This is a genomic window from Pseudomonas sp. GM50 (genome assembly GCF_000282375.1).
Lineage (GTDB): Bacteria > Pseudomonadota > Gammaproteobacteria > Pseudomonadales > Pseudomonadaceae > Aquipseudomonas.
Map to the genome: position 1 here is coordinate 12,102 of NZ_AKJK01000057.1, position 24,899 is coordinate 37,000.

Consider the following 24,899-nt stretch of genomic DNA (forward strand, 5'->3'; position numbering starts at 1 on the left):
CCTTGATCAAGCACTTTCACTCGCCTGGGCCACAAACAACACCACTTGCCATGGACTGCTGGCCAGCCTGGAAGCCGGTGCGGCAATTAGCAACGGCAACTGCCCGTCGAACCATTGGCCTTCGGCCGTCACCACAAACAACCGCGTATCGTCGCCAACGCTGTAGGCCACTTGTTCATTGCGACTCATGGCCTGATGGGACAAACCGCTCATGCGCTGGCGACTGAGCAGCGCGATGTGCGGCTGCGACGCGATGATCGCCCCGCGCAACCATTCGCTCGCGGCCTGCTCGCTGGCACCGTTGGGCATGCGCAAACCGATGACCAGCCGTTGGCTCGGCTGATCGTCGGGCAATTGAATCGAGAAGGTCTGTTCGTTGCGTTCGAACGCCAGGCTGCGATAACCGGCGCGGATCAGTTCGAGGGTCTTTTCAAGCCAGTCGAGCACCGCTTCATAGCCACGTTGCAGCTCAAGAAAGTCCAGCGGCGCGAACGCTGGAACGCCAGCCAATGGATCGAGCGCCGACCACGCGCCGGCCAGCCCGAGCAACAAACCATACAACGCCTGGGGCGTGGCCAGGCGACTGTTCAGCAGGCCTTCGACTTCCGGCAGCCGCGCCCAGAGCGCCGTCAACTGGCGACGAATTTCCAGCGCGTCGTCCTGATTGCCGGCCTGCTGCGCCTGGCGCAAACGACCGGCGAGGAACATGCATTTCTCACGCGCCCTGGCGCACAGCCCCACCACTCGACGCCCCAACACCGAGTCGGGCAATAGGCATGGCGTTGGCGGTGTGTAGGGCAACGAAAGAAAACCGCCGCCCTCCTTGCGAATCCTCAGCAGCGGCAGGCAGACAGAATCCGCCTTGTTCAGTTGCGTGCATAAGCGCGGGTTCGGACGCCACACCGTGATTGATTCGGGGTACTCGCCGCTCGTGAGATCCGGCAGCGCATCGCCGACCACCGATTGCAGTCGCCCCTTGAGCGGCAGCAACTGCCCGGCGCGCCACAGCGGGCTGATCGCCAGGTACACGGTGACGGTGGCGTTGTCGGTGGCGTCGATCGCTTCACTGACGTCGAGCTCCAGCATCGGCCCCACACCGGCCTGCAGATTGACCGGCAAACCGTCCGGCAAGGTCGCCTGCAAATTGATCAGCCGGACGAGCCCGGCGCTCAATGCCGAAGGATCGAACTCGACTCGCGTCACGCCCCAGAACCACGGATTACAGGCCTGGGCGAAATGCGCCACCAGCGCTTCGGCCCGCAGCCCTTGCAACTGAAAATGCTGGGGCAACAACTGCATGCCCTCATGCCAGCAAACCGCGTCAGGTAGCAGACTCATACGACTCCTTTCGACCTCTTGTGGTGCCTGACTTGAACATCAGCCCTTGTGGGAGCAATCCTGTGGCGAGGGGGCTTGCCCCCGTTGGTTTGCGAAGCAGCCCCAAAATCGCTGATGCACCAACAATCTTGTGAGTGCTACGCACTCAAACGGGGGCAAGCCCCCTCGCCACAGAGCCCCCTCGCCACAATCCTGTGTTCAGTTCGGGTGGTCGCTGACCAGCGTCATCTCGCGACTGTCGAACTTGAGCCAGGCGCTGTTCTGATCGTCCAGCCGTAACCGGTGTGCTCCGGGAGTGTTATAGCTGGCGAAGACTAAAAGTCCAGCCGCCCGCTGGCCCCCCAGCGGGAAGGGTTGTTTGTCGATGAATTGACCGGGCACCAGCTCCAGTCCCCAGACCGTCATCAGCTGTCGGTAGTCGCGCTGAAACTGCTCGCGCTCGGCGAACCATTGGCGGGCGGTAATACCCGACAACTGCTTGAGCAGATCCGGGTCGTTAACCGCAATGAAGTCCACCGCAATCGGCGTGTCATCGTTGGCGCGGGGCGCGACGTCCAGCGTCAGGTTATCGAGGTCGACACGAGGCCCGAACAACGAACACCCGGCGAGTGACAGGAGCAGAACCAAAGAAAAAAAACGTACGTACAAAATGAATTTTCCTTTTCTCGATACAGTCCAAAAAAGCTTTTTGTTTGCTTTTTTATAGACCTGTTCTAGCGTCTTGGGTAGTTCGGTCGGCACGACGAATGTGGAAGGTTCGTCAAAGGAATGACAGGTCCTCTGCCCTCCCTTTCTAACCTACGGTCCAGTAAGGGAATGCGATGAAACGGGCCTCCCGATGCATTGCGCCCGCCTCATGCATCGGAGTCAGCCACCATGGCAGAAAGTACTCAGCACAAGCTCGACAGGGTTCGCCCGCCCCGGGTGCAAATCACCTACGACGTCGAAATCGGCAACGCCATCGAGAAGAAAGAATTGCCATTGGTGGTCGGCATTCTTGCCGACCTCTCCGGCAAACCTCTCGAACCACTCCCGAAATTGAATGAACGGCGCTTCACCGAAATCGACCGCGACAACTTCAACGAAGTGCTCGCCTCGATCGGCCCGCGCGCCACCTTGCAGGTCACCAACACCCTCACCGGCGACGACAGCAAGCTCAACATCGAGCTCAACTTCAAACACATCGACGACTTCGATCCGGTCAAGGTGGTTGAGCAAGTGACCCCGCTGCGGCGTCTGTTCGAAGCCCGTCAGCGTCTGCGCGATCTGCTGACCAAGCTCGATGGCAACGATGATCTGGACAAACTGTTGCGCGATGTCATCGCCAACACCGAGGGACTGCAAGAGATCAAGTCAGCCCGCCCGGAAACGGTCGCCCCCGCAGGCGATGCAGAAGTACCGGCCGAACCGCAAGCTTGATCACCTATCCACGTAGGGAGAAATTGCCATGCCAGCTTCATCCGCCGCCCAGAGCCAAGCCAGCGACAGTACCGCCCAGACCTTGTCTCTGCTCGATGAAATAATCGCCAAAGGCCGCATGGCCCATGACGACAGCCAGCAAGATTACGCCCGTGACATGCTCGCGGAATTCGCCACCCAGGTACTCGACGAAGGCATGGCCATCGACAAGGACACCGTGGCGATGATCAACGACCGCATCAGCAAGATCGACAAGCTGATCAGCGCTCAGCTCAATGAAGTGCTGCACCACCCGGACCTGCAAAAGCTCGAAGCTTCCTGGCGCGGCCTGCACCTGCTGGTGAAAAACACCGAGACCAGTTCCCGGCTGAAATTACGGTTGCTCAACGTGACCCAGAAAGAGCTGCAGAACGATCTGGAAAAAGCCGTCGAGTTCGACCAGAGCGCGCTGTTCAAGAAGATCTACGAAGAAGAATACGGCACCTTCGGCGGCCACCCGTTCAGCCTGCTGGTGGGTGACTACACCTTCGGCCGGCACCCGCAGGACATCGGCCTGCTGGAGAAACTCTCGAACGTTGCCGCAGCCGCTCACGCGCCGTTCATTGCTGCCGCCAGCCCCCGGTTGTTCGACATGAACAGCTTCACCGAACTGGCCGTGCCGCGTGACCTGTCGAAAGTCTTCGAAAGCCAGGAGCTGATCAAATGGCGTTCGTTCCGCGAAAGCGAAGATTCGCGTTATGTGTCGCTGGTGCTGCCGCACTTCCTGCTGCGTCTGCCCTACGGCCCTGACACGTCGCCGGTGGAAGGCATCAACTACGTCGAAGACGTCAACGGCAGCGACCACGGCAAATACCTGTGGGGCAATGCCGCGTGGGCCTTGTCGCAACGAATCACCGAAGCCTTCGCCAAGTACGGCTGGTGCGCGGCGATTCGCGGTGCCGAAGGCGGTGGTGCGGTGGAAGGCTTGCCGGCCCATACCTTCCGCACAACCTCTGGCGACCTGTCACTCAAATGCCCGACTGAAGTGGCGATCACCGACCGACGCGAGAAAGAACTCAACGACCTCGGCTTCATCGCCCTGTGCCACAAGAAAAACAGCGACGTGGCAGTGTTCTTCGGCGGCCAGACCACCAACAAATCCAAGCTCTACAACACCAACGAAGCGAACGCCAACGCGCGGATTTCGGCGATGCTGCCGTACGTGCTCGCGGCCTCGCGTTTCGCGCATTACCTGAAGGTGATCATGCGCGACAAGGTCGGCAGCTTCATGACCCGCGACAACGTGCAGACCTACCTCAATAACTGGATCGCCGACTACGTGCTGATCAACGACAACGCGCCGCAAGAGATCAAGGCGCAATACCCGTTGCGTGAAGCCCGGGTGGATGTAACCGAGGTGGCCGGCAAACCGGGTGCCTACAAGGCCACGGTGTTCCTGCGGCCGCACTTCCAGCTCGAAGAGCTGACCGCATCGATCCGCCTGGTCGCGACCCTGCCGCCACCGGTAGCCGCCTAAAGTCGGTGAAACCTCTGTGGCGAGAGGGCTTGCCTCCGTTGGGGCGTGCAGCGGCCCTTGCTTTTAGGTCTGCTGCGCAACCCAACGGGCGCTAGCCCCCTCGCCACAGGTCTAAATTGAATTTCTTCAGGAGTTTCATGCGATGGATGCAATCATTCTCGACCTCGGCGGCGACATCAAAGGCGATAGCCTGCTCGAGGGTTACAAGGACAAGATCGAAGTCATGTCCTACAGCCACAACGTGGCGATGCAGGTGACCAATGACGTCAGCAACTCGGAGCGTACCTCCGGCAAGCCGCACATCGGCGAGTTCACCCTGACCAAATTCGTCGACAGCTCGACGCCCTCTCTCAACGAGTATTGCTGCGCCGGCAAACCAATCCCGGAAGCCAAAATCACCATCGGCCGCAACGCCGCCGAAGGCAGCGGTCAGCTGATGCCGTTCATCATCTACACCCTGACCAACGTCGTGCTGTCCAACGTCAGCGTCAGCGGCGGTACCGGTGGTAAACCGGTGGAAACCCTGTCGCTGAACTTCACCAAGATCAAATGGGAACTCACCGCCCAGAAAGACGACGGCACCAAGGAAGGCACGGCCGCCTCGACCTGGGACATGGCCGCCAACAAGCTCGTCAAGTAAGCGGACGCGTCGGCCATGGCAGGCACCGGCATCCTCCCACCGTTGTTCGAGCGCCTCGCTTCAAGCGAGGTCGACACCGTGCAGGTGTTCGATCGCCAGGGGCTGCTCGACTCGGTACACACGGAGTTGCTGCGCCTGTTCAACACCCGACGCGGCCAACGTCCACTGACCTCCCCGCCGAGCATTCTCGACTACGGCATCGCTGACTGGACCGCCTTGCAACAGCAGCGCAGCGATGACCGTCGTCAGTTGGCACGGGAAATTCGCGAGGCCATCACCCATTTCGAACCGCGTCTGCAACTGGGCGAGGTCCAGGTCAATCCGGTCCCCGGCCATCCGCAGCAACTGAGCATTCGGCTCCTGGGCGAGTTGCGCAGCGGCCAGCAACACTGGCCCGTGGCATTTGTCATCGAGAAGGCCGGCAATGGCCTTGAGGTGCGTCATGAGCGACTCGATTGACCCGCAACTGCTCGATTACTACCAGCGCGAACTGACCTGGTTGCGGCACGCCGGGAGCATTTTCGCCGAGCGTTATCCCAAGGTCGCCAGGCGCCTGGAATTGTCCCCCGGAGAATGCCCCGATCCGCATGTCGAACGACTGCTCGAAGGTTTTGCCTTGCTCGCGGCGCGTTTGCAACGGCGGCTTGATGACGACTACGCCGAATTCAGCGACGCCTTGCTCGAACAGCTTTACCCGCTGGCCATGCGGCCATTACCGTCCTGCGCGATCGTGAAGTTCGAGCCGGACCCGAGCAAAGGCAACCTCGCCGGTGGTTACCCGTTGCCCAGGGACACGCCGCTGTTCGTCACCACCACTAAAGGCGAAAGCATCCATTTTCGCACCAGCGCCGCGGTTCGCTTGTGGCCGCTGGAAATCAATGAAGCGCTGTTGCTGGGCAGCGACGAAGCGCAGGCCCTGACCGGCGTTGCACAGGCGCGCTCAGCGCTGCGCCTGAGCCTGCGCTGTCTCGGCGAAAGCCAGTGGTCGGAGTTGGCGATCAAACAGTTGCGCGTGCACCTCGCCGCCTCCCCGGTGATCAACGCCTGCCTGTATGACCTGCTCGGCGCCCATGCCGTGAAGGTGCTGGCCGGCCCCGTCGGCAGCGTGCCTAAAGTGCTTGCGGGGCTGCCAGACATCGTCGGTTTCGCCAGCGACGAAGTGCTGTTGCCGGACGAGGACGGCGTGCATCCGGGCATGCGCCTGCTCGCCGAGTATTTCGCCTTCCCGGACAAATTCAATTTCTTCGATATCCCGTTGGCCGGTGCCACCAGCGACAGCCAGACGCTGTACCTGTACATCGTCTTCGACCGCGCCCCGGCCAACCGTCTGCACCTTCAGGCCAGCGACTTCGCCTTGGGCTGTGCACCGGTGATCAACCTGTTTCCGCGAACCTCGGAGCCCCTGCGCCCGGACGGCACCCGCAGCGAGTACCGCCTGGTCGCCGACAGCCACCGGGAAAACAGCGTCGAGATCCACAGCATCCGAGCGATGCGCGCCAGTTCCAGTCAAGGTGTGCTGCGCGTTCCCGCTTATTACGGCAGCCAGCACATCGGCGGTGAAAAGCAATGCTACTGGCACGCGCGACGGGTCAGTGGCATGACCCCGAATCGCCTGGGCACCGACCTGATGGTGAGCCTGGTGGACACCCGACTCGATCCATTGTCGGAGACCACCGAATACAGCCTCACCGCCGAACTGCTGTGCACCAACCGACACTTGGCCCAGAGCCTTCCGGCCGGGACACCACTGGGTTTCGAACGACCGGGGCCAGTGGCCTGGGCACGCCTGCGCAATCCACCCAGCCCGCAAAGCCTGCCGCGACTGGACGGTGAATCCCGTTGGCGGTTGGTATCGCAACTGACCCTCAATCATTTGTCGCTGGTCGAGGGGCCGCAGGCGCTGGATGCCCTCCAGGAAATCCTCCAACTGCACAACCTGCGTGACGAGGCCAGCGCCCTGCGGCAGATCGAAGGCTTGCTCGGCCTTGGCTGTGAACGGGTGATCGCCCATGTCGGCGAAGATGCGTGGCGCGGCTGGCGCAATGGGCTGGAGGTTCAGCTGCAACTCGATCCGCAGCATTTCGTCGGCAGCAGCGCCGTGTTGTTCTCAGCGGTGCTGGCGCAATTCTTTTCACTCTATGCCACGGCCAATCGCTTTGTGCGCACGGTCCTGGTCCAGTCAGACAAGGAGGTCAAGACATGGCAACCCCAAGCCGGCATGCCACTCTCCCTCTGAGCCTGAGTCAAAAGCTGCGGCGCGATCCACAGGCGTTTGAGTTATTGCAGGCGTTACTGCTGCTGGAACGCGAACACCCACAAGCCGAATCCCTGGGCAGCGGCACCGCGCCTCAAGCGGAAGCCCTGCGACTGCGCGGGCCGTTAACGGCGCTTTTTTCCGCCAGCGAAATCGAAAGCCTGACCCAGGAACCCGGTCAGCAACCGACGCTCAGTACTCCGGTGTTTGGCCTCGGCGGGCCCGACGGTCCCCTGCCCTACGCTTATCAGGAATGGCTGCAGCAACGGGCCCGCGCCAAGGACCATGCACCGGCCGAGTTCCTCGACCTATTCCAGCATCGCTTGCTGAGCCTGCTGTACAAAGTGATGCGCAAACACCGGATTGCCGTCGGCTTTACGGCCCCCGGCGCATCCCCGGTGCAGGCGCAACTGCGGGCGCTGACCGGGTTGTTGCCCAAAGCCTTGCAGGAACGCCAGGCCGTTCCCGATTCCGCCGTACTGGCATGCAGCGCGCTGTTTGCCGACGGTCGTCGCTCCCTCGCCGGCTTCGCCGCGATTGTGCGCGAGCACTTCGAACTGCCGGTCGCACTCAGCGCCTATGAAGGTGCCTGGCGGGAAATCCCACCCGCCAGTCGCAGCCGCCTGCAACCGGGAGGCCGCAACCTGCAACTGGGCCGCAGCGCCGTGGCCGGCACCCGGGTCTGGGATGAACACGCCGGCATCCGCCTGACGCTCGGCCCGCTGACCTCGGCGCAGGCGACGCGGTTTCTGCCGGACGGCGAATCCCACCCAGCACTGGCCAGCCTCAGCGCGCTGTATTTCGGTCCCGATCTGGATTGCACCCTGGTGCTGTTGGTGCGCGGTGCCAGCCCGATCAAACTCGGTCGCCAGGCCCCGCCCTTGCTCAGTTGGAACGGCGGCCTGCAACGCCAGACCAGCCTCGCCGTGCAACAGATCGAAACCCGCCTTCGTCAGCTGGAGATCACCTGAACATGGAACTGGCCAGCCTGATCGGACGCCTCAACCCGGACAACCGCCGCGCCCTTGAACGGGCCGCGCAACGCTGCCTGCAACGGGGTCATCATTACGTCGAAATCGAGCACCTGCTGCTTGAGTTGCTGGACATTGAGGGCGGTGACTTCGCCTACCTGCTGCCGCGCTTCGGCCTGGAGCGCGATGCCCTGACGGCGGAAATCAACAAGGCCCTGGAACTGTTCAAATCCGGCAGCACCCGCACCCCGGCGCTCTCGGCGCAAACCATCGGCCTGCTCGAAGACGCGGTGGTTCAAGCCAGCGTGCTCGGTCTCGACAGCATTCGTTCCGGCTTGCTGCTGCTGGCTTTGCTCGACCGCGATGAACGCCGCAGCCTGCTGCTCAATAGCGCCTCGTCGCTGTTGAAAATTCCGCGGGAAGCCTTGCGCAGCAACCTGCTGGAGTGGACCGAAAACTCTCGCGAACACGTCGGCGGCACGCGGCCTGTCAATGCCGGCAAGCCGCAGCCGAAACAGGATTCGGTGCTCGATCAGTTCACCCAAGACCTGACCGCCGACGCTCATGCCGGGCGCATCGACCCCATCGTCGGGCGCGACGGCGAGATTCGTCAGTGCATCGACATCCTGCTCAGGCGTCGGCAGAACAACCCGATCCTGGTCGGCGCGCCGGGCGTGGGCAAGACAGCCGTGGTCGAAGGCCTGGCCCTGCGCATTGCCGCCGGCGATGTACCGCCGTCGCTGCAGGAAGTCAGCCTGCGGGTACTCGACCTCGGTTTGTTGCAGGCCGGAGCCGGGGTCAAAGGCGAGTTCGAACAGCGGCTCAAAGGCGTGATTGACGCGGTGCGCAGCGCCGATAAACCGATCATTTTATTCATCGACGAAGCCCACACCCTGATTGGCGCTGGCGGCGCGGAAGGCGGCAGCGACGCGGCCAACCTGCTCAAACCGGCGCTGGCCCGTGGCGAGTTGCGCACCCTCGCCGCCACGACCTGGCTTGAGTACAAAAAATACTTCGAGAAGGACCCGGCCCTCGCTCGGCGTTTTCAATTGGTGCAAGTCGAGGAACCGGACGAAACCACTGCCGTGGAAATGCTCCGTGGCGTGGCCGCGAAACTGGAACAGCATCATGGCGTGCAGGTACTGGACGCGGCGATCCACGAAGCAGTGAAACTGTCCCACCGCTACATCTCCGGGCGTCAGTTGCCGGACAAAGCCATCAGCGTGCTCGACACCGCCTGCGCCCGGGTCGCCCTCGGCCAGCACGACGTGCCGCCGCCGCTGGAAAGCCTGCGCCATCGCCAGAACAGCCTCAAGGATGAAGTCGAACGCCTGCGTCGCGAACAAGCCACCGGGCTCGATCATCGTGAGCGCATCACCCTGCTGGAAACCGAATCAGTCGGTAACGTGCAAGCCATTCGCGACCTGGAAATCCGCTGGAACGAAGAACGGATCGCCGTGCGCGAACTGCTGGAAACCCGCCGCGAGTTACTCACTTTGAGCGAGCGCGCCGACAACGAAAAACCGGACGAAGCTACTGACAGCCGCATCGATCATCTGGCCGCTGAACTGGTACGACTCGAGGCTGGTCTGGATGCCATTCGCCAGGACGATCCGCTGGTGCCGGAACAAGTCGATGCGAAAACCGTAGCCGCCGTAATCGCCGGCTGGACCGGAATTCCGGTGGGCAAGATGCTCGCCGACGAAGCCCACGCCGTACGCACCCTCGGCCAGCGCATGGGCCAGCGGGTCATGGGCCAAAGCACCGCGCTGAACACCATCGCCCAACGCCTGCAAGCCTACCGCGCCGGCCTCACCGACCCACAGAAGCCGGTCGGCGTGTTCCTGCTGGTCGGCCCCACGGGCGTGGGCAAAACCGAAACCGCTTATGCGTTGGCCGATGCGCTGTATGGCGGCGAACGCAACCTGATCAGCATCAACCTTTCCGAATACCAGGAAGCCCACACCGTCAGCCAACTCAAAGGCGCCCCCCCCGGCTACGTCGGTTACGGCAGCGGTGGCGTGCTCACCGAAGCGGTACGGCGCAAGCCCTATTCGGTGGTGCTGCTGGACGAAATCGAAAAGGCCCACCCGGATGTGCTGGAGGCGTTCTACAACGTCTTCGACAAAGGCGTCATGGAAGACGGTACCGGGTTGGTCGTGGATTTCAAAAACACCGTGATGCTCGCCACCAGCAACGTTGGCGCTGAGTTGCTGCTCGATACACCGGTCGCGCAACTGGGCACTGATGCCTTCAACGAAGCGTTGCACAAAGTGCTGCTGAAAGCGTTTCGACCAGCGTTTCTGGCGCGCATGACGGTGGTGGCGTATCGGCCGCTGGATGAGGCGACGCTGGAAGGGATTGTGTTGGCGAAGCTGGAGAAATTGCGCGGGCGGTATAAGGCTGCCACCGGGAAACAGTTTGAATTTGATGCCGGGATTGTGCAGGCGGTGTTGGCCAAGTGCAGTGCGGCTGGGGCAAGGGATGTTGAGAATGTGTTGATGACGCAGGTGACGGGGAAGTTGGCGGAGTGGGTGTTGGAGTGAGTCCCGTCGGGAGACTTCCATGGCGTCAATGCAGCCAAAAAGAAGCTGAATAAAAGGCAGATCATTCTGAATGACTTAAGGAGCCCACCATGCCAATCACCATCATTATCGGCACAGGTATTTCGTCAGCCGCCTATCTCCTGTCCGTAAAACAGTACTTAACATCCACGAATCAAGCGTTAGGTAATGTAGGCGTGGTGGGTGGCGCCGACCTCTGGCAAAAAATGAGTCACGCCCATGCCATGGGACAACCCACGCAACTCCTGACCGGGAACCTTTTGGGCCGTGGCCGGGAAGTCAGAGGATTCACCCCTCAGCAACTGTCAGACCGGGGCTTCCTGACCGCAGGACAATTTTCGAGAACAATACAGCACTACCTGACTCAACATTCTTGCGCCCAACTTGCTGACTCGTATGTTTATCGAATAACCAAAGAGGGATCAAAGTACTTGCTTGCCACTCATGTCGAAGGTGAAATCGGCGGCATCATTACCTGCGACAGGGTCATTTTCGCGCCGGGACCGGGGCCTGCCCGGCCACTCGCTACCGAAGCGGGAATCCTGTCGGAAGAAGAGATCGCAGGCTTTGGCAGACGCATTATCAAAGGCAATGACTTCATGTCCCCGGATTGGACAACGCCGCTCAGTCTCTCACCCGAAGAAACCATTGTTGCTGTGTACGGTGGGTCTGCGACTGCGGCGTGGGCTGTAGAATTGGCTGACATGCGGAAAATGAATGTAACTTGCTGGTTCACTCGCCCGGGGAGAGATAAAGACGCCTGGAATGCCAAGGTCAGGTTCAGCGAAGCATTTCCGGCGGGCGACAGAAACAATACCGTAGAAGAAGTTTATGAAACGCGTCGGCATGTTTATAAACTCAAGAAAGTAGAGAGCGTAGAAAACTCAACAAAAATTCGACTGATTTTCGAACAACAAGATGGGCGTGACGTTGTAACGTATGTCGACCTTCTGATTTATGCTCTGGGCGCCGAACACACGCTGACACAAGGCGTAAGAAGCGTACTGGCGCCTGCACTTTGCGATAGCCTTGTGGCGTATTACGACAAAAACCGTGCCATTAGTTCAACACCCTCATTATTGGCTATCGGAACCGAAGATCGTTCATTAATGGTTGTCGGCTCGGCAATGAGCAGTGCAGGCGGTTTTGGAGGAAGTACGCTGCAGGTACAAGGCGATGCGAGCCGAACTATTAGTACGCTGGCCCCTTACAGAGAGATCAACAAAACACTTCCCGATGCAGCCAAGCCCCCAGAGGGGATTGCCATGGTCATGGCAGGCATAGAAGCCCTGAACGAATACGTACCGGCCAGGCCCGTCAGGGGAGGAAGAAAAGCGGTCTTCATTCCACCCCGATTAACAACAAGTGAGGGGAGAAGGCTACCTAGAGGCTCGGCGAACCCTGATGCCAACCGTATCTCCTCCCACGATATCGACTTCGAATGGGACATCAACTTCAACACCAGCAATCGCACCCAACTGGCAATTTATATTGCCCAGACGACGGACCTCTCACCCTTTGCCGCCAACCTGGCAGTGGCGTTGATCGTGTATTTCAGGACGCGCCCCGAAAACGTGCGGGGGCTAAGCGACCCACAAGTGACCACCATTATCACTTGCGCGGATTTGATCTATAAAAAACTGGCCGAATTAAATCATGACCTTGACGCACAACTATTGCACTTTGACAAAAAATGGGGAGCCGAACAGCACGTCGTCAACTGCGTTGGATACGTAACCACTACAACTGAATGGAAAGTGTTCTGGCGCAACGAGGGGATATCACTAACATGAGCGGCGGGGCCATTCCCGACTTGGCCAGTATTTGCCATGAATCCTCTTCAACTCGTCGCGCCCTGGCCGGGTCGGGAGCGTCTCATGGAACCTGTTTCGCCCTGGTCGAACATTTCGATGCCGCACGGGGCGTGCTGATGTACAAATTCGGCGACAGCGCATTGAAGCTGGATCTTCTCGGCAACTACACCACCACGACCAAGAAAGTCGTCACTACCCTGCGCGGGCATGCGGAAATCAGTGCATTGGTCCAGGCGATCAATAGCGTCGCCCTTCCGGACGGTGATTACAGCAACTTCGTCACCCGTATCTATATCGAACTCAGCCCCTGCCCTCTTTGTGCACCACAACTCGGCCCCTATGTCGGTAACTCGGTATTGATGTACAGCTACGTCTATGGAAATGAGAGAGCGATGGATGGGTGGGTCAGCGACAACCAGGCTGCAATCCATGAAAAAGGCGGCACGTTCAAGTGGTAAATCTTCCCCTTACCCACCACCTGAGGCCATTCAATGCCCCGCACCACCGACAGCAATACCAGCCTTTCCCTCACCGCCGCCTCGCTGTCGGCGCTATACCCTGAGTCGCTGTCCGGCGAAGAAACCCTCAATTCGCTGGGCACGCTAACCCTCAATGGCCTCAACGACGGCACCTCGCTCACCCTGACCACGGCCGTCGCCACACACGTCACGACCACCCTGCACAACGACGCCCTGACCCGTCCAATGGACGCCCTGGTCGCCGAAATCCGCCAACTCCCGGCCGACGCCACCGCTGAGCGCTATCAGCTTGTACTGCGACCATGGCTCTGGTGGCTGACCCTGGCCAGCAACAACCGCGTATTCCAGAACCTCAGCACCTCTGACATCGTCACCACGATTTTCAAGGCTCATGGTTTTACCGACTTCCTGCTGAAGCTCAGCGGCAGCTACACCCCACGCGAATACTGCGTGCAGTACGGCGAAACCGATTTCGCGTTCGTTTCGCGGTTGTTGGAAGAAGAAGGGATTTTCTGGTTCTTCACTCATGAAGACGGCAAGCACACATTGGTGTTGGGTGACAGCAGCGATGCTTTCGTGCCGATCCCCAATGGCCCAAAGGTGAGTTATCTCGGCCAGCACGTGGGCGAGCGCGAACTGCACGGCATTCGCTCCGGGCAGGTCTGCGTGCAAGCGGTGGCCGGAGTGTATCGGGCAACGGATTACGAGTTCACCACCCCGACCACTTCACTCTACGGCCAGGCCGAAGCCGTCGCCGGGCCTCGGTCGATGTACGAACATCCGGGCGGCTACAACGCCAAGGCCCGGGGCGATGCGCTGACCAAGCAGCGCGTCGATGGATTGCGCAGTCAGGAGAAGCGTTTTGTCGGTGAGAGCGATTGCCGCTGGCTGGTGCCGGGGCACTGGTTCACTCTTGCAGAGCACGATGATTCGACGTTGAACATCGATTGGGTGGTGACGGCGGTGACTCATGAAGCCAGCCACGACAGCTATCGCAATCGCTTCGAAGCCATCCCCAAAGCCACGCCTTTTCGCCCGGTGAGAACCACACCAAAGCCGCGAATGCACACGCAAACCGCCATCGTGGTCGGCAAGTCGGGCGAAGAAATCTGGACCGACGAATACGGCCGCATCAAGTTGCAGTTCCCGTGGGATCGCGACGGCAAGAACGACGAAGCCAGTTCCTGCTGGGTCCGTGTGGTGCTGCCTTGGAGCGGTAAGGGTTTCGGCATGCAGTTCGTGCCGCGCATCGGCCAGGAAGTGATCGTGACGTTTATCGATGGCGACCCGGATCGGCCGCTGGTGACCGGTTGCGTCTACAACGGCAACAACGCCCTGCCCTATGCGCTGCCGGCCAATCAGACCCAGTCCGGAATCAAGACCCAATCGTCCAAGGGCGGTGGCGGTTTCAACGAGTTGCGCTTCGAGGACAAGAAGGATGCCGAAGAGGTGTTTTTGCAGGCGCAGAAGGATTTCAAGATCAATGTGCTCAACGACACCACCGCCACTGTCGGCCACGACGAAACATTGACCGTACAGAACGCCCGCACGCGCACGGTGAAAGAAGGCGACGAGACCGTGACCCTTGAAAAAGGCAAACGCAGCGTGACCATCCAGACTGGCAGCGACAATCTGGATGTGAAGGACAGTCGCACAGTGACTGTGGGCGCTGACCAGACCCACAGCACCGGTGGTAATTACACGCACAAGGTGACCGGTGATTACAGCCTGACGGTGGACGGCAACCTGACCATCAAGGTGACCGGCACCCTGACCCTGCAGAGCGGCGGCAGTTTCACGATCAAGAGCGGCGCCGATCTGGCGGCCGAGGCCAGCACCTCGATCAGCCAGAAGGCCGGCACCTCCCTGAGCAATCAGGCCGGTACCTCATTGGAAAACAAGGCAGGCACGACAATGACCAACGATGCCGGGATCAGCCTGACCAACAAGGCCGCCGCTTCACAGACCGTGGATGGCGGCGGCATGCTGACCATCAAGGGTGGGCTGGTGCAGGTCAACTGACAAGGAGAACCCATGGCCATCACCCCGCTGGACTTGCAGCAGAACGATAAACAGCTCAAAGGTCGCTTGCTCGATGGCCAGCTCGACGGTGCGTTGCACATCAAGGATGACGGTCGCGCGCAGGCTGATTTGCACTACAGCCAGGGCGAGCTGCAAGGCACTACCCTGCTCTATCACTCCAACGGCAAGGTCTCGGCGCAACTGCCGTTTGTTCGTGACAAGCTGCAGGGGATCGCCAGTTTTTATGCGCCGCAAGGCTGGCTACAGCGCAAGGCGACTTACCGCCGAGGGCTGCTGCATGGCGAGGCGTTCAATTACTTTCCCGACGGGCAACTGGCCGAGGCCGAGTTCTACCGCGATGGCGTGCGCGAGGGGCGGTATCAGCGTTTTCACCCCAACGGTAAACCGGCCGTGGAGGCCCGTTATCTCAACGGTCAACTGCTGGAACCGGAACAGGGTTTTGCTGCTGATGGGCGACCGCTGGACGCCGAAGGCAAGCCGATCTCACGGGTGCGCTGGTGGTTCAGACGCTGGAGTGATCCGGCCGAGGCCTGAGCCTGTTGTGGTGAATATCATGGCCTCATCGCGAGCAGGCTCGCTCCCACAATTTGATCCGCGCCGTATACAGATACTGCATCCACAGAAGATCCCTTGTGGGAGCGAGCCTGCTCGCGATGAGGCCCGCGCATCCAATATCGATATCGCCTGACACCCCGCCTTCGCGGGCAAGCCCGCTCCCACAGTGATCACTGTTATTCACAAATACTGCATTCACAGAAGATCCCTTGTGTGAGTCAGGGAATCAGCATTTGCATCTGCCCCGGCATCACAATCTTGATCACGCCGGCCCAGTTGCACATCAGGGTGCTGTTGGCATCGATGGCCGGCATGCCGCCCAGCAGCAGGGTCGGCGCGCCACCGGGAATCCAGGGGGTGGCGGTGGCCGGGATGCAGGGCATCGGCGTCAATACGCCAAGCGCTGCGGCAGTGGCGGCCGCGACCATCGGGTTGGCCATGCTCATGCACGTGCCGAACGGCATGACGTTGACCAGCGGAATGTGATCCATGATGTTCGCCGCTGGCATGCCTCCGGTCAGCGTGCGATTCACCGGCAGCACGTTGAGTACCGCTGGTGCCGCGCCGAAACTGCATTGCAGGGTCGCGGTGGCGCAAACTTGCGGACAGCCCATGTCGAATCTCCTTCCTGGAAGCGGCGCTCCCCTGAAACCATAGCCCGCCTGGCCTGTTCGTGCACATCAGGAACGCTGATTATCCGGCAACACGCTAACCTATAAGACCGTGCCGCGCTTGTGGCCACCCCGGCGCACCATTAGATTAGCCAATGATGTCTGGCCTCCAAAATAAGCAGAAGGGATAAGCATGGCGCTTACTGACCAGTCCACCCGTATCCGCTCTGGCGAAGAACTCGATGCCAGCCTGATCGATCCGTACCTCAAGGCGCACATTCCGGGCCTGAGCGGCTTACCGAAAATCAGCCAGTTTCCGGGCGGTGCGTCGAACCTGACTTACCTGCTGGAATACCCCGTACAGGAATTCGTCCTGCGTCGGCCACCGTTCGGCCACAAGGCCAAATCCGCCCATGACATGGGCCGCGAATTTCGCATTCTCAATCAGCTGCGGGACGGCTTCCCCTATTGTCCAAAAGCCTATGTGCACTGCACCGACGAATCAGTGATCGGCGCCGAGTTTTATGTGATGGAACGGGTCAAGGGCATCATTCTGCGCTCCGAACTGCCACCAGAACTGGGGCTTGATTCAGCGAAGACCGAAACCCTGTGCAAGAGCTTCATCGACAAGTTCGTGGAATTGCACCGGGTCGACTACAAGGCCTATGGCCTGGGCGACCTCGGCAAACCCGAAGGCTATGTGGCACGGCAAATCAAAGGCTGGAGCGAGCGCTACGAAAAAGCCCTGACCCCGGACGCGCCCAAGTGGGAAGCGGTCAAGGCCTGGCTCAACGACAAGATGCCGGCCGACCACCCAACGTCGAGCATCGTCCACAACGATTACCGCTTCGACAACGTGATCCTCGACCCCGACAACCCGATGCAGATCATCGGCGTGCTGGATTGGGAACTGACCACCCTCGGCGACCCGCTGATGGACTTGGGCAACACCCTCGCCTACTGGATCGAAGCCGACGACCCGGCGCCGGTGCAACTGATGCGGCGCCAGCCAAGCCACGCTCCCGGCATGCTGACCCGCCGTGAGTTCGTCGATTACTACGCCGAGCGCGCCGGCATCCAGATCGACAATTTCGACTTCTACTACACCTATGGCCTGTTCCGTCTGGCCGGCATCGTGCAGCAGATCTACTACCGCTTCTTCCATGGTCAGACCCAGGACAAACGCTTCGCACAGTTCATTCACATGAACAAACTGCTGGAGCAGATGAGCCTGCAAGTCATCCAGAAATCCAGCCTCTGATCGCGCCCATAACAAGGAAAAATCATGTCCAAGACCCAGTTGTTCGACCTCGATGGCAAGATCGCTTTCGTCTCCGGCGCCAGCCGCGGCATTGGTGAAGCCATCGCCAAACTGCTGGCGCAGCAAGGCGCTCACGTGATCGTCTCAAGCCGCAAACTCGACGGCTGCCAGCACGTCGCCGACGCGATCATCGCCGCTGGCGGCAAGGCCACCGCAGTCGCCTGCCACATCGGTGAGATGGAGCAGATCACCCAAGTCTTCGCCGGCATCCGCGAACAGTTCGGGCGCCTGGATATTCTGGTCAACAACGCGGCGACCAACCCACAGTTCTGCAACGTACTGGACACCGACCTCAGCGCCTTCCAGAAAACCGTCGACGTGAACATTCGCGGCTACTTCTTCATGTCGGTGGAAGCCGGCAAGCTGATGCGCGAACACGGTGGCGGCAGCATCATCAACGTCGCCTCGATCAACGGCATCTCGCCGGGGATCTTCCAGGGCATCTACTCGGTGACCAAGGCAGCGGTGATCAACATGACCAAAGTCTTCGCCAAGGAATGCGCGCAATTCGGCATCCGCTGCAACGCCCTGCTGCCGGGTCTGACCGATACCAAGTTTGCTTCGGCGCTGGTGAAAAACGACGCCATTCTGAAAACCGCGCTGCAGCAGATTCCGCTCAAGCGCGTGGCGGACCCGAGTGAAATGGCCGGTGCGGTGTTGTACCTGGCGAGTGATGCGTCGAGCTACACGACAGGGGTTTCGTTGAATGTGGATGGTGGGTTCTTGTCCTGATTCGACTCCACCAGATACACAAAAGGCAGCCTCAGGGTTAATGCCGGTAAGTTAAGACGCAGAACCTGTGGGAGCGTGGCTTGCCCGCGAAGAACGATGACGCGTAATACCTGAAAAACCGCGGTGCATTCTTCGCGGGCAAGCCACGCTCCCACAGTATTTTCGTCGTTCAAATTTCTTAACTTACCGGCATAGAGCCTCGGGGCTGCCTTTTGGGAACCACACTGTTCATCCCCGCACAAATTCAACCGGCTTCCCAGTCAAATCCAGAACTCTAAAATAACCCTTGATACTCTTTACGTTACGGATCGCCAGCTGAACATGCGTTTCATGCGTAAAGTCCGTCCCAGGATAAAGACGTTCACCCTCCCAGAATGGTGAACGAACAGAGTCGTACGCAGGTGCCTCCGTAAACTCCCGGAAGGTGTGTAAAGCGTCAATGACCTGACAATCCAAACGACGTAGGTACGGATTATTTTTCTTGAGAGGTTGACCGCCCTTTTCTTTTGAGGCGGCTTCAAGCCAGAGGTAGGTCTGACGGATTTCACACAACGCACTCTCAGTCGTGAAATCCAGGCAACGACCCAAGTCAATCACGGCCCCAATCACAAATGGATTTTTGATAGTGCTCCGCTTTTGCGCATTGGTCGCAAAGCTCAACGCGCGCTGTGGGTTGTTTTCCCAAAAATAGGCGCCGCGACCAAGCCAATCATAGTCATTAGTGCTATCAAGTAGCGTTGCTTCGCCAGCCAGTACGCGTTCGCCAATTTCTCGCTCGCACCCATGGAAACCAAGAACAAAAGAAGGAGAAATGCAATACATCAGCGAACCTTGGCGTCCCCATTTACACGTTTGAAAAACTCCCGAACCTTGTTCGGATCCTTGAGCATTTCAGTAGCGTACTCATCTATACGCACCGAAGCGCAAGTGTCGGCTGATATCTTGTTGCCGTTAGAACCGACCATGATCCAGCCGGTTTCAGTCGATGTTTTGTGTCCTGCGCGTTCCATATCAAGCGTCACTCCTGACCCACTTTTTGCAACTGCGGCTGCGATTAGTCCGTATAACCTCTCGGCGTTTATTTTGACAGTACTGGCATGACCGCTAACAATTTTACCGTTCGTTAGCCGGACAATACCGCCGCGCTGGAATCCTGCCGAATCACGCACAGCCTTAGCTTCGTGACGATCACCATCAACGAAAACATAGGTCGTTTTACCGAGATCCTTCGACATTGCCACCTCTATTCGAGCGTTGGTGCATTGCTCAAATTTGATTAGTTAGTGGCCAATATAGTCCGCGGTGTATGTCCCGTCATTAAAGTCCGCGATTTGTCGTTGATCTGCGCACATGGAAACGATAGAGGCCGGGAGCAAGACGCGCAAGCCAGCGGATTCCGGCGTGGTTGTAGGCAATGTCGTAAGGCGTTGTAGCCATTTCGTGTGCCTTCCTGACACCGAACACAAAGAGAATATTTATTCCACAGTGTTGCCATTTGAGAATATTTATTCCATAAATAGCCCTCCTGAAAATAAAATCCAAAGGACCCCGGCTATGCGCGAACTCGGTATCGGACTCATCGGCACAGGTTTCATGGGCCGCGCCCACGCCTTGGCCTTTCGCAACGTCAGCGCCGTTTTTGAATTGCCGCTGAAGCTCAAACTCGCTGCCCTCGCCGACGCCGATCCGCAGCGCGCCCGGCACTGCGCCGACGCCTGGGGCTTCGATACCGCTCACAGCGACTGGCAACAGCTGATCAATGACCCCAAGGTCAACCTGATCGCCATCACCACCCCTAACCATCTGCACTACCCCATGGCCATGGCCGCCCTCGCCGCCGGTAAACCGGTGTACTGCGAAAAACCGCTGGCTGTGAGCCTCGAACAGGCCTGCGCGATGCGTCTTGCCGCCAAAGCCGCAGGCGTGGTGACGCGGGTCGGTTACAACTATCAGCACAACCCGATGATCGGGCTGGCCCGGGAGCTGATTGAAAACGGCGACTTGGGTCAGATCATCAGTTTCCAGGGTGAATTCAGCGAAGACTTCATGGCCGACCCCGCGTCGCCCTGGTCGTGGCGTTGCGAGGCCGATCATGCCGGTGGCGCACTGGCCGATCTGGGCAGTCACTTGTTGGCCATGGCCCGTTATCTGGTGGGCGATGTCGATGCAGTGAGCGCCGACACCCAGACCGTGCACCGGCAACGTCCCGCCACGGTTGGCAGTCCGGAACAACGCAGCATCGCCGTCGATGATCAGGTCCATGCCTTGTTGCGGTTTGCCAACGGCGCCCGTGGCACGTTCAGCAGCAGTTGGCTCAAGCACGGCTACAAGAATCACCTGAGTTTTGAAATCAGCGGCACCCGAGGGACGTTGGTATTCGATCAGGAACGCTTGAATGAACTGCGTCTGTTTCGTGCCGGTCAGGACGGTTTCCAGCGCTTGCTGGCAGGGCCGAATTTGCCGGGTTATGCGGCGTTCAGTCCGGCGGCAGGGCATCAACTCGGATACAACGAACTCAAGACGCTGGAAGTCCATGATCTGGTGATGGCGCTGGCAGGCTTATCTCAGGGTGGAACGGATTTCGAACAGGCGTGGGAAGTCGAACGCCTGGCGACGGCGATCCGGTTGGCAGCGCGGGAGTCGCGTTGGGTCAGGATTGAGGAAGTCTGAGCGACGCGCGCGGATACCCGCCAGCAGCACAGCGCTGCTGGCGGTTCGACGTGAGCCGATGGATGCTTATTGCGTGACGCAACGAGTGAGCGTCGTTTCCCGGGTCACCTGCCCCTCAGCCCTCACATCGCCTTGTACATCGATGTTTTCAGTGGTTTGGCAGGTGCGCACCGGGGGTGGAGGCGGCGCAGCCGGAGGTGGCGGTGGAGGACTGGCACAACCACCCAGAATCGCTATCCAGAGTGCGAACGACAGTGTTGTAAAAGTGCGTTTCCCAAGACTTTTCATAGGTTGACCCGCGGTAAGTGATCGACATATTTCCGCGACCCAACACGCTCACCGCGTACCCGCGGACCGGTCACAGAAAAAATACTCTCGTATTCCTTATACGACCGCCGGCAAAACCTGACAGTTCCTAGGACGTCTCGCGACAATGCAATGTGTTGCTTTCGAGTTCATAACGCAGCTCTTCGATCAACGCTGCCACCGCCTCCGGCGTTCTGAGGTTGGCCACGCTCAACCCACTGACCACCAGATCCACCTGCCCCGACACCGGATGATAGAGCTTCACCGTCAGTGAATGATCACCCGTTACCTTGCACTCACAGGCCAACGGCGAAAAGCTCCGCTCCAGTTGCATACGCAATTGCGCCACATAAATCATCCGGCAGTTCCTGTCGCTGTTTTGAAAAGGACGCGATACCCGAAGACCTGTATCGCACCCTTACAGCCTAAGAACCGCCGCCCCCGTCCAGAACATCAATTTGCACCCCCTCGAGTAGTGCATTTGCACCTAACGCTGGGCCTTGGGCCGCCACTCGCTGGAGAACAAACCGCGCTCGCGAGCCCAGACAATTGCCTCGCTACGACTGTGAACGTCGAGCTTGGAATACACCGTCGAGACATGGTTGCGCACCGTGTTCGGCGCAAGTTTGAGCCGTGCGGCGATTTCCTTGTCGGCCAGGCCTTCGCAGATCAGGCCGAGCACATCGCGCTCGCGGGCGGTCAGGTCGGTGAAAGACACACTGGGCAACTGCGGCGAGTTGACGTTTTTCACGTTAGCGAGTTTCTCGATGAGCGTGCGGCTGAACCAGGAGGCGTCTTTCATGACCTCTTCGATCGCCGACACCAACTCCAGCTCCGTGCGTTTACGTTCGGTGATGTCCATAAACACCAGCAGGTAGCAGGGACTGTCCTGAATGTTCACGGTGTCGGCCGAGACCGCACAATCGATCAATCCGGCGCCTTTCTTGCGTACCCGGACATCAACACGATCGACGCTTCCGTTTTTTTCCAGCGCCGTAAACAGTCGTGCGCGTGCGCCTGTGTCATCGATAAAATCGATCTGCGTCACCGATTTTCCAAGCACTTCTTCACTGGAATACGCGAGCGTATCGAGGAAGGCTTCATTGACGTCCATCACCACCTGATCGCCGGCGTTGCACACCAGGATCGGCACCGGGGTCAGTCGGAAAGCCTTGGCAAAACGTTCCTCGCTCTGGCGCAGGGCGACTTCGGCCTTATGCCGAGGCTCGATGTCGACGAAGGAAAAGAGCATGCAGGCTTCGTCGTTCAGCTCAAGGGGCTGGCCGGCGACGATCACCTGTTTGCTGCCACCTTCGGCTAACTGCAGCTGCGCCTGCATTTGTGGAATGGTCACCCCTTCGCGCAACCGCTGCTTGGCCAGGTCTTTGTTTTCGGCCTCCTCCAGCACGTCCAGTTCATAGGTCGAACGGCCGATCACCTGATCACGGGTATAGCCGGTCATCTCCAGGAAGCCCGGGTTGACTTTGATGTAACGCAAATCGCTGAGGCGACAGATCACCGCCGGGGCCGGGTTGGCATTGAAGGTTTTTTCGAAACGCTGTTCGGCGCTGGCCCACTCCGTGACATCGTTCATGATCAGCACCAGCGATTCCGGCTTGCCAGCGCTGTCGGCCAACACCATGCTGCGCACGCTGTGGACCCAGGTGCGCTCTCCGTCGTCGGCAGGCGTCACTTCAACCAACACATCGCTGAAGGTCTCGCCTCGGGCGACGCGGCTGATCGGATAATTGTCGGTCTGAACCGGGTGATTATTGCGATAACGCAAGGCGAAGCGCTTGGCGTACTCCTTGGCATTCGCCCCGAGCTCGCTGAGTTGCCCGACGCCGTGCATGGCCAACGCGGCATCATTGGCCCAGAGAAGGGTCTGGTCGAGCTCCAGCAGAATCACCCCATCGGACAGGCCGGCGATGATCTGCTGCAACTGACGGCGATTGGTTTCGGTGGTCAGGACGTCCTGGCTCATTGGATCTCCACGCGTACGGCGGCGCATTCATGCGCCGCCCTGTGAAGATTACGACCGCGGGGGGTTGGGATAGTGCAGCAAACATCCCAGATGCGGCGGCGCCACTGTGGCGAGGGGGGCTTGCCCCCGTTGGGTCGCGAAGCGGCCCCCTGCTATCTTTCAGACTCACCGAGTTGCCTGCATTTACGACTGCTTCGCAGCCGAACGGGGCGATGCGGCGTTCCGACAAGCCCCCTCGCCACAAAAGCGCCGTCTGTGTTCAATGACAAGGCACATCCAACGAATCCTGCAGCCCCGCCAACTTCTCCGGGTTGCGCATGATAAAAATCCGGCTCACCCGCCCCGCGTCATCAAAACCAAACGTCATCGACGCAGTAATGACCCCGTCCGCCTTGATGATCACGCCTTGTGCCCCATTGATTTCGCTGGGCAGCCATTCGCAAGTCTGCCAATAGACATGCAGCGACTGACCAATGAATGCCAGCACGCTGTTGATGCCGAACAGGGTTTCGCGGATGGCCGAGGCCTTGCCGCCGCCGTCGGCGCAGAGTTCGACGTCTTCGGCCAGCAGCGTGGTCAGGGACGCGGTTGAGCCGCTGGCGATGGCGCTGTGGAAGGCGCTCAGCAATTGGTCCTGACGCGCCGGCTCCGGCTGATAGCGGATTTGCCCGCTACCCAGACCGGCCTTGGCCCGGGATACCAATTTGCGGCAAGCCGCTTCCTGGACCCCGATCGCCTCGGCGACTTGCGCGTAATCCATGTCGAAAATTTCGTAGAGCAGGTACGCGGCGCGCTCCTTTGGAGTCAGCCGTTCCAGCAAGAGCAGGAACGCGGTGGACAATGACGAGGCCAGTTCATGCATGTGTTCGGGTGAATGCTGATGGGTGGTGTGAATCGGCTCTGGCAGCCAGGTGCCGATGTAATCGACCCGTGACGTGTGCGCCGAACGCAGCAGGTCGATGCATTGCCGGGTGCAGGCCGTGGTGAGCCAGGCGGCTGGCGTGGCGATGGAGGCCCGGTCGGCCTCCAGCCATTTGATGAACAGCTCTTGCACCACATCCTCGGCTTCGGTGCGCGAGCCGAGAATGCGATACGCCAGACCGAGCAAAAAGGGCCGGCGCTGCTCGAATACAGCGGCGGCGTTTTCAGCGGAGTTCATCGATCAGTGCCTCGACACCTGCAAACGGTTCCACAGGTTGATCATGCCGATCTCGGCCGTCAAGGCACCGATCTGAGCATCGTTGAAATGCTCGCGCAAGTCGCCGCGCAGGCTGGCGTAATCGGTTTTTTCATCGAGTACGGTCAGGGCTTCGGTCCAGGCCAGGGCGGCGCGTTCGGCGGCGCTGAAATCGCTGACATGGCGCCAGACGATCAGGCGATCCAGGCGTTCGTTGGTTTCATTGGCCTCCCGCGCCTCACGGGTATGCATCTTCACGCAGAAACCGCATTGGTTGATCTGCGAGGCACGCAGGTGCACCAGGTGTTTGAGGGTCGGGTCCAGGTCATGGCTGTCGAGGGTGACATGGACCTGGGTCAGGCTTTCGAAAACCTGAGGGATGGATTGCAGCAGATTGACCGGTTGGGTGTTGGACGACATCGTGTTGCTCCGCTATTTGAGGGGTTCAACAGGATGACGATCCAGCACCATGGTTTGTGACACATAAAGAGCAATATCAAAAGAT

23 protein-coding genes are annotated in these 24,899 nt (G+C 59.6%); 14 read left to right on the top strand and 9 right to left on the bottom strand.

Features of this window, described 5'->3' with window-relative positions:
• Nucleotides 1-6: 6 nt before the first annotated feature.
• Both tssK and PMI30_RS15600 read right to left on the bottom strand, forming a co-directional pair.
• On the bottom strand, nt 7-1,338 hold the full coding sequence (tssK, locus tag PMI30_RS15605) for a type VI secretion system baseplate subunit TssK (protein ID WP_008009664.1): 1,332 nt from the start codon (nt 1,336-1,338) through the stop codon (nt 7-9).
• A gap of 198 nt (nt 1,339-1,536) precedes the next feature.
• On the bottom strand, nt 1,537-1,986 hold the full coding sequence (locus PMI30_RS15600) for a hypothetical protein (protein WP_007906309.1): 450 nt from the start codon (nt 1,984-1,986) through the stop codon (nt 1,537-1,539).
• 228 nt (nt 1,987-2,214) lie between these two features.
• Here PMI30_RS15600 and tssB point away from each other — a divergent pair, with 228 nt between their 5' ends.
• The 11 genes from tssB (at nt 2,215) to PMI30_RS15545 (ending at nt 15,572) form a co-directional block, all read left to right on the top strand.
• Nucleotides 2,215-2,757, top strand: a complete 543-nt coding sequence (gene tssB / locus PMI30_RS15595) for a type VI secretion system contractile sheath small subunit (protein WP_008009666.1) — start codon at nt 2,215-2,217, stop codon at nt 2,755-2,757.
• 28 nt (nt 2,758-2,785) lie between these two features.
• Nucleotides 2,786-4,273 carry a type VI secretion system contractile sheath large subunit gene (gene tssC, locus PMI30_RS15590; protein ID WP_008009668.1) on the top strand — a complete coding sequence of 496 codons (1,488 nt, stop codon included), beginning with the start codon at nt 2,786-2,788 and terminating at the stop codon, nt 4,271-4,273.
• A 142-nt stretch (nt 4,274-4,415) separates the two neighbouring features.
• A complete protein-coding gene (locus tag PMI30_RS15585; protein ID WP_007906301.1) occupies nt 4,416-4,913 on the top strand; it encodes an Hcp family type VI secretion system effector in 498 nt (165 codons plus the stop codon).
• Between the two features lie 15 nt (nt 4,914-4,928).
• Entirely contained in the window at nt 4,929-5,372 is a 444-nt protein-coding gene (tssE, locus tag PMI30_RS15580) for a type VI secretion system baseplate subunit TssE (protein WP_008009671.1), read from the top strand.
• Nucleotides 5,356-7,149, top strand: coding sequence for a type VI secretion system baseplate subunit TssF (gene tssF, locus PMI30_RS15575; protein WP_008009672.1), 1,794 nt, complete (start codon nt 5,356-5,358; stop codon nt 7,147-7,149). The genes tssE and tssF overlap by 17 nt, the downstream gene beginning before the upstream one ends.
• Complete coding sequence (gene tssG / locus PMI30_RS15570) at nt 7,113-8,138, top strand: type VI secretion system baseplate subunit TssG (RefSeq protein ID WP_008009674.1); 1,026 nt, start codon at nt 7,113-7,115, stop codon at nt 8,136-8,138. The genes tssF and tssG overlap by 37 nt, the downstream gene beginning before the upstream one ends.
• A 2-nt stretch (nt 8,139-8,140) precedes the next feature.
• Nucleotides 8,141-10,684, top strand: coding sequence for a type VI secretion system ATPase TssH (gene tssH, locus PMI30_RS15565; protein WP_008009675.1), 2,544 nt, complete (start codon nt 8,141-8,143; stop codon nt 10,682-10,684).
• An 89-nt stretch (nt 10,685-10,773) separates the two neighbouring features.
• Nucleotides 10,774-12,495, top strand: a complete 1,722-nt coding sequence (locus PMI30_RS15560; RefSeq protein WP_008009677.1) for a hypothetical protein — start codon at nt 10,774-10,776, stop codon at nt 12,493-12,495.
• Nucleotides 12,492-12,974, top strand: a complete 483-nt coding sequence (locus PMI30_RS15555; RefSeq protein ID WP_008009679.1) for a hypothetical protein — start codon at nt 12,492-12,494, stop codon at nt 12,972-12,974. The genes PMI30_RS15560 and PMI30_RS15555 overlap by 4 nt, the downstream gene beginning before the upstream one ends.
• A gap of 33 nt (nt 12,975-13,007) precedes the next feature.
• The gene (gene tssI / locus PMI30_RS15550; RefSeq protein WP_008009680.1) at nt 13,008-15,017 is read left to right on the top strand and encodes a type VI secretion system Vgr family protein; all 2,010 of its coding nucleotides are present in this window, start codon (nt 13,008-13,010) and stop codon (nt 15,015-15,017) included.
• Between the two features lie 12 nt (nt 15,018-15,029).
• Entirely contained in the window at nt 15,030-15,572 is a 543-nt protein-coding gene (locus tag PMI30_RS15545) for a toxin-antitoxin system YwqK family antitoxin (protein WP_008009682.1), read from the top strand.
• Between the two features lie 239 nt (nt 15,573-15,811).
• Here the strand turns inward: PMI30_RS15545 and PMI30_RS15540 are convergent, their stop codons facing one another.
• Nucleotides 15,812-16,207, bottom strand: a complete 396-nt coding sequence (locus PMI30_RS15540; protein ID WP_007899527.1) for a DUF4280 domain-containing protein — start codon at nt 16,205-16,207, stop codon at nt 15,812-15,814.
• Nucleotides 16,208-16,397: 190 nt separating this feature from the next.
• On the opposite strand from PMI30_RS15540, the gene PMI30_RS15535 reads away from it, so the two are divergent.
• Nucleotides 16,398-17,465 (top strand): phosphotransferase family protein, encoded by a 1,068-nt coding sequence (locus tag PMI30_RS15535; RefSeq protein WP_008009685.1) that lies wholly within the window; start codon nt 16,398-16,400, stop codon nt 17,463-17,465.
• 24 nt (nt 17,466-17,489) lie between these two features.
• Entirely contained in the window at nt 17,490-18,257 is a 768-nt protein-coding gene (locus tag PMI30_RS15530; protein WP_008009686.1) for an SDR family oxidoreductase, read from the top strand.
• Between the two features lie 228 nt (nt 18,258-18,485).
• Here PMI30_RS15530 and PMI30_RS15525 read toward each other — a convergent pair whose 3' ends face one another.
• Together PMI30_RS15525 and PMI30_RS15520 are read right to left on the bottom strand one after the other, a co-directional pair.
• Nucleotides 18,486-19,079, bottom strand: a complete 594-nt coding sequence (locus PMI30_RS15525) for a hypothetical protein (protein WP_008009689.1) — start codon at nt 19,077-19,079, stop codon at nt 18,486-18,488.
• Nucleotides 19,079-19,492 (bottom strand): hypothetical protein, encoded by a 414-nt coding sequence (locus tag PMI30_RS15520; RefSeq protein WP_008009691.1) that lies wholly within the window; start codon nt 19,490-19,492, stop codon nt 19,079-19,081. Before PMI30_RS15520 ends, PMI30_RS15525 begins: the two co-directional genes overlap by 1 nt.
• A gap of 319 nt (nt 19,493-19,811) precedes the next feature.
• Here PMI30_RS15520 and PMI30_RS15515 point away from each other — a divergent pair, with 319 nt between their 5' ends.
• Complete coding sequence (locus tag PMI30_RS15515) at nt 19,812-20,927, top strand: Gfo/Idh/MocA family protein (RefSeq protein WP_008009692.1); 1,116 nt, start codon at nt 19,812-19,814, stop codon at nt 20,925-20,927.
• Between the two features lie 415 nt (nt 20,928-21,342).
• On the opposite strand, the gene PMI30_RS15510 is transcribed toward PMI30_RS15515, so the two are convergent.
• From PMI30_RS15510 to PMI30_RS15495, 4 genes are all read right to left on the bottom strand, one after another.
• Nucleotides 21,343-21,591 carry a DUF1652 domain-containing protein gene (locus PMI30_RS15510; RefSeq protein ID WP_008009694.1) on the bottom strand — a complete coding sequence of 83 codons (249 nt, stop codon included), beginning with the start codon at nt 21,589-21,591 and terminating at the stop codon, nt 21,343-21,345.
• Nucleotides 21,592-21,720: 129 nt separating this feature from the next.
• Nucleotides 21,721-23,217: a helix-turn-helix transcriptional regulator gene (locus PMI30_RS15505; RefSeq protein ID WP_008009696.1), complete on the bottom strand. Its 1,497-nt coding sequence runs from the start codon at nt 23,215-23,217 to the stop codon at nt 21,721-21,723.
• A 259-nt stretch (nt 23,218-23,476) separates the two neighbouring features.
• Nucleotides 23,477-24,376, bottom strand: coding sequence for an RNA polymerase sigma factor SigJ (sigJ, locus tag PMI30_RS15500; RefSeq protein ID WP_008009697.1), 900 nt, complete (start codon nt 24,374-24,376; stop codon nt 23,477-23,479).
• 3 nt (nt 24,377-24,379) lie between these two features.
• A complete protein-coding gene (locus PMI30_RS15495) occupies nt 24,380-24,814 on the bottom strand; it encodes a carboxymuconolactone decarboxylase family protein (protein ID WP_008009699.1) in 435 nt (144 codons plus the stop codon).
• Nucleotides 24,815-24,899 lie beyond the last annotated feature (85 nt).

Coding starts and splice junctions, on each gene's coding strand:
- tssK (WP_008009664.1), bottom strand. CDS start 1,338: ATGAGTCTGCTACCTGACGCGGTTTGCTGGCATGAGGGCATGCAGTTG.
- tssB (WP_008009666.1), top strand. CDS start 2,215: ATGGCAGAAAGTACTCAGCACAAGCTCGACAGGGTTCGCCCGCCCCGG.
- tssC (WP_008009668.1), top strand. CDS start 2,786: ATGCCAGCTTCATCCGCCGCCCAGAGCCAAGCCAGCGACAGTACCGCC.
- PMI30_RS15585 (WP_007906301.1), top strand. CDS start 4,416: ATGGATGCAATCATTCTCGACCTCGGCGGCGACATCAAAGGCGATAGC.
- tssE (WP_008009671.1), top strand. CDS start 4,929: ATGGCAGGCACCGGCATCCTCCCACCGTTGTTCGAGCGCCTCGCTTCA.
- tssF (WP_008009672.1), top strand. CDS start 5,356: ATGAGCGACTCGATTGACCCGCAACTGCTCGATTACTACCAGCGCGAA.
- tssG (WP_008009674.1), top strand. CDS start 7,113: ATGGCAACCCCAAGCCGGCATGCCACTCTCCCTCTGAGCCTGAGTCAA.
- tssH (WP_008009675.1), top strand. CDS start 8,141: ATGGAACTGGCCAGCCTGATCGGACGCCTCAACCCGGACAACCGCCGC.
- PMI30_RS15560 (WP_008009677.1), top strand. CDS start 10,774: ATGCCAATCACCATCATTATCGGCACAGGTATTTCGTCAGCCGCCTAT.
- PMI30_RS15555 (WP_008009679.1), top strand. CDS start 12,492: ATGAGCGGCGGGGCCATTCCCGACTTGGCCAGTATTTGCCATGAATCC.
- tssI (WP_008009680.1), top strand. CDS start 13,008: ATGCCCCGCACCACCGACAGCAATACCAGCCTTTCCCTCACCGCCGCC.
- PMI30_RS15545 (WP_008009682.1), top strand. CDS start 15,030: ATGGCCATCACCCCGCTGGACTTGCAGCAGAACGATAAACAGCTCAAA.
- PMI30_RS15540 (WP_007899527.1), bottom strand. CDS start 16,207: ATGGGCTGTCCGCAAGTTTGCGCCACCGCGACCCTGCAATGCAGTTTC.
- PMI30_RS15535 (WP_008009685.1), top strand. CDS start 16,398: ATGGCGCTTACTGACCAGTCCACCCGTATCCGCTCTGGCGAAGAACTC.
- PMI30_RS15530 (WP_008009686.1), top strand. CDS start 17,490: ATGTCCAAGACCCAGTTGTTCGACCTCGATGGCAAGATCGCTTTCGTC.
- PMI30_RS15525 (WP_008009689.1), bottom strand. CDS start 19,079: ATGTATTGCATTTCTCCTTCTTTTGTTCTTGGTTTCCATGGGTGCGAG.
- PMI30_RS15520 (WP_008009691.1), bottom strand. CDS start 19,492: ATGTCGAAGGATCTCGGTAAAACGACCTATGTTTTCGTTGATGGTGAT.
- PMI30_RS15515 (WP_008009692.1), top strand. CDS start 19,812: ATGCGCGAACTCGGTATCGGACTCATCGGCACAGGTTTCATGGGCCGC.
- PMI30_RS15510 (WP_008009694.1), bottom strand. CDS start 21,591: ATGATTTATGTGGCGCAATTGCGTATGCAACTGGAGCGGAGCTTTTCG.
- PMI30_RS15505 (WP_008009696.1), bottom strand. CDS start 23,217: ATGAGCCAGGACGTCCTGACCACCGAAACCAATCGCCGTCAGTTGCAG.
- sigJ (WP_008009697.1), bottom strand. CDS start 24,376: ATGAACTCCGCTGAAAACGCCGCCGCTGTATTCGAGCAGCGCCGGCCC.
- PMI30_RS15495 (WP_008009699.1), bottom strand. CDS start 24,814: ATGTCGTCCAACACCCAACCGGTCAATCTGCTGCAATCCATCCCTCAG.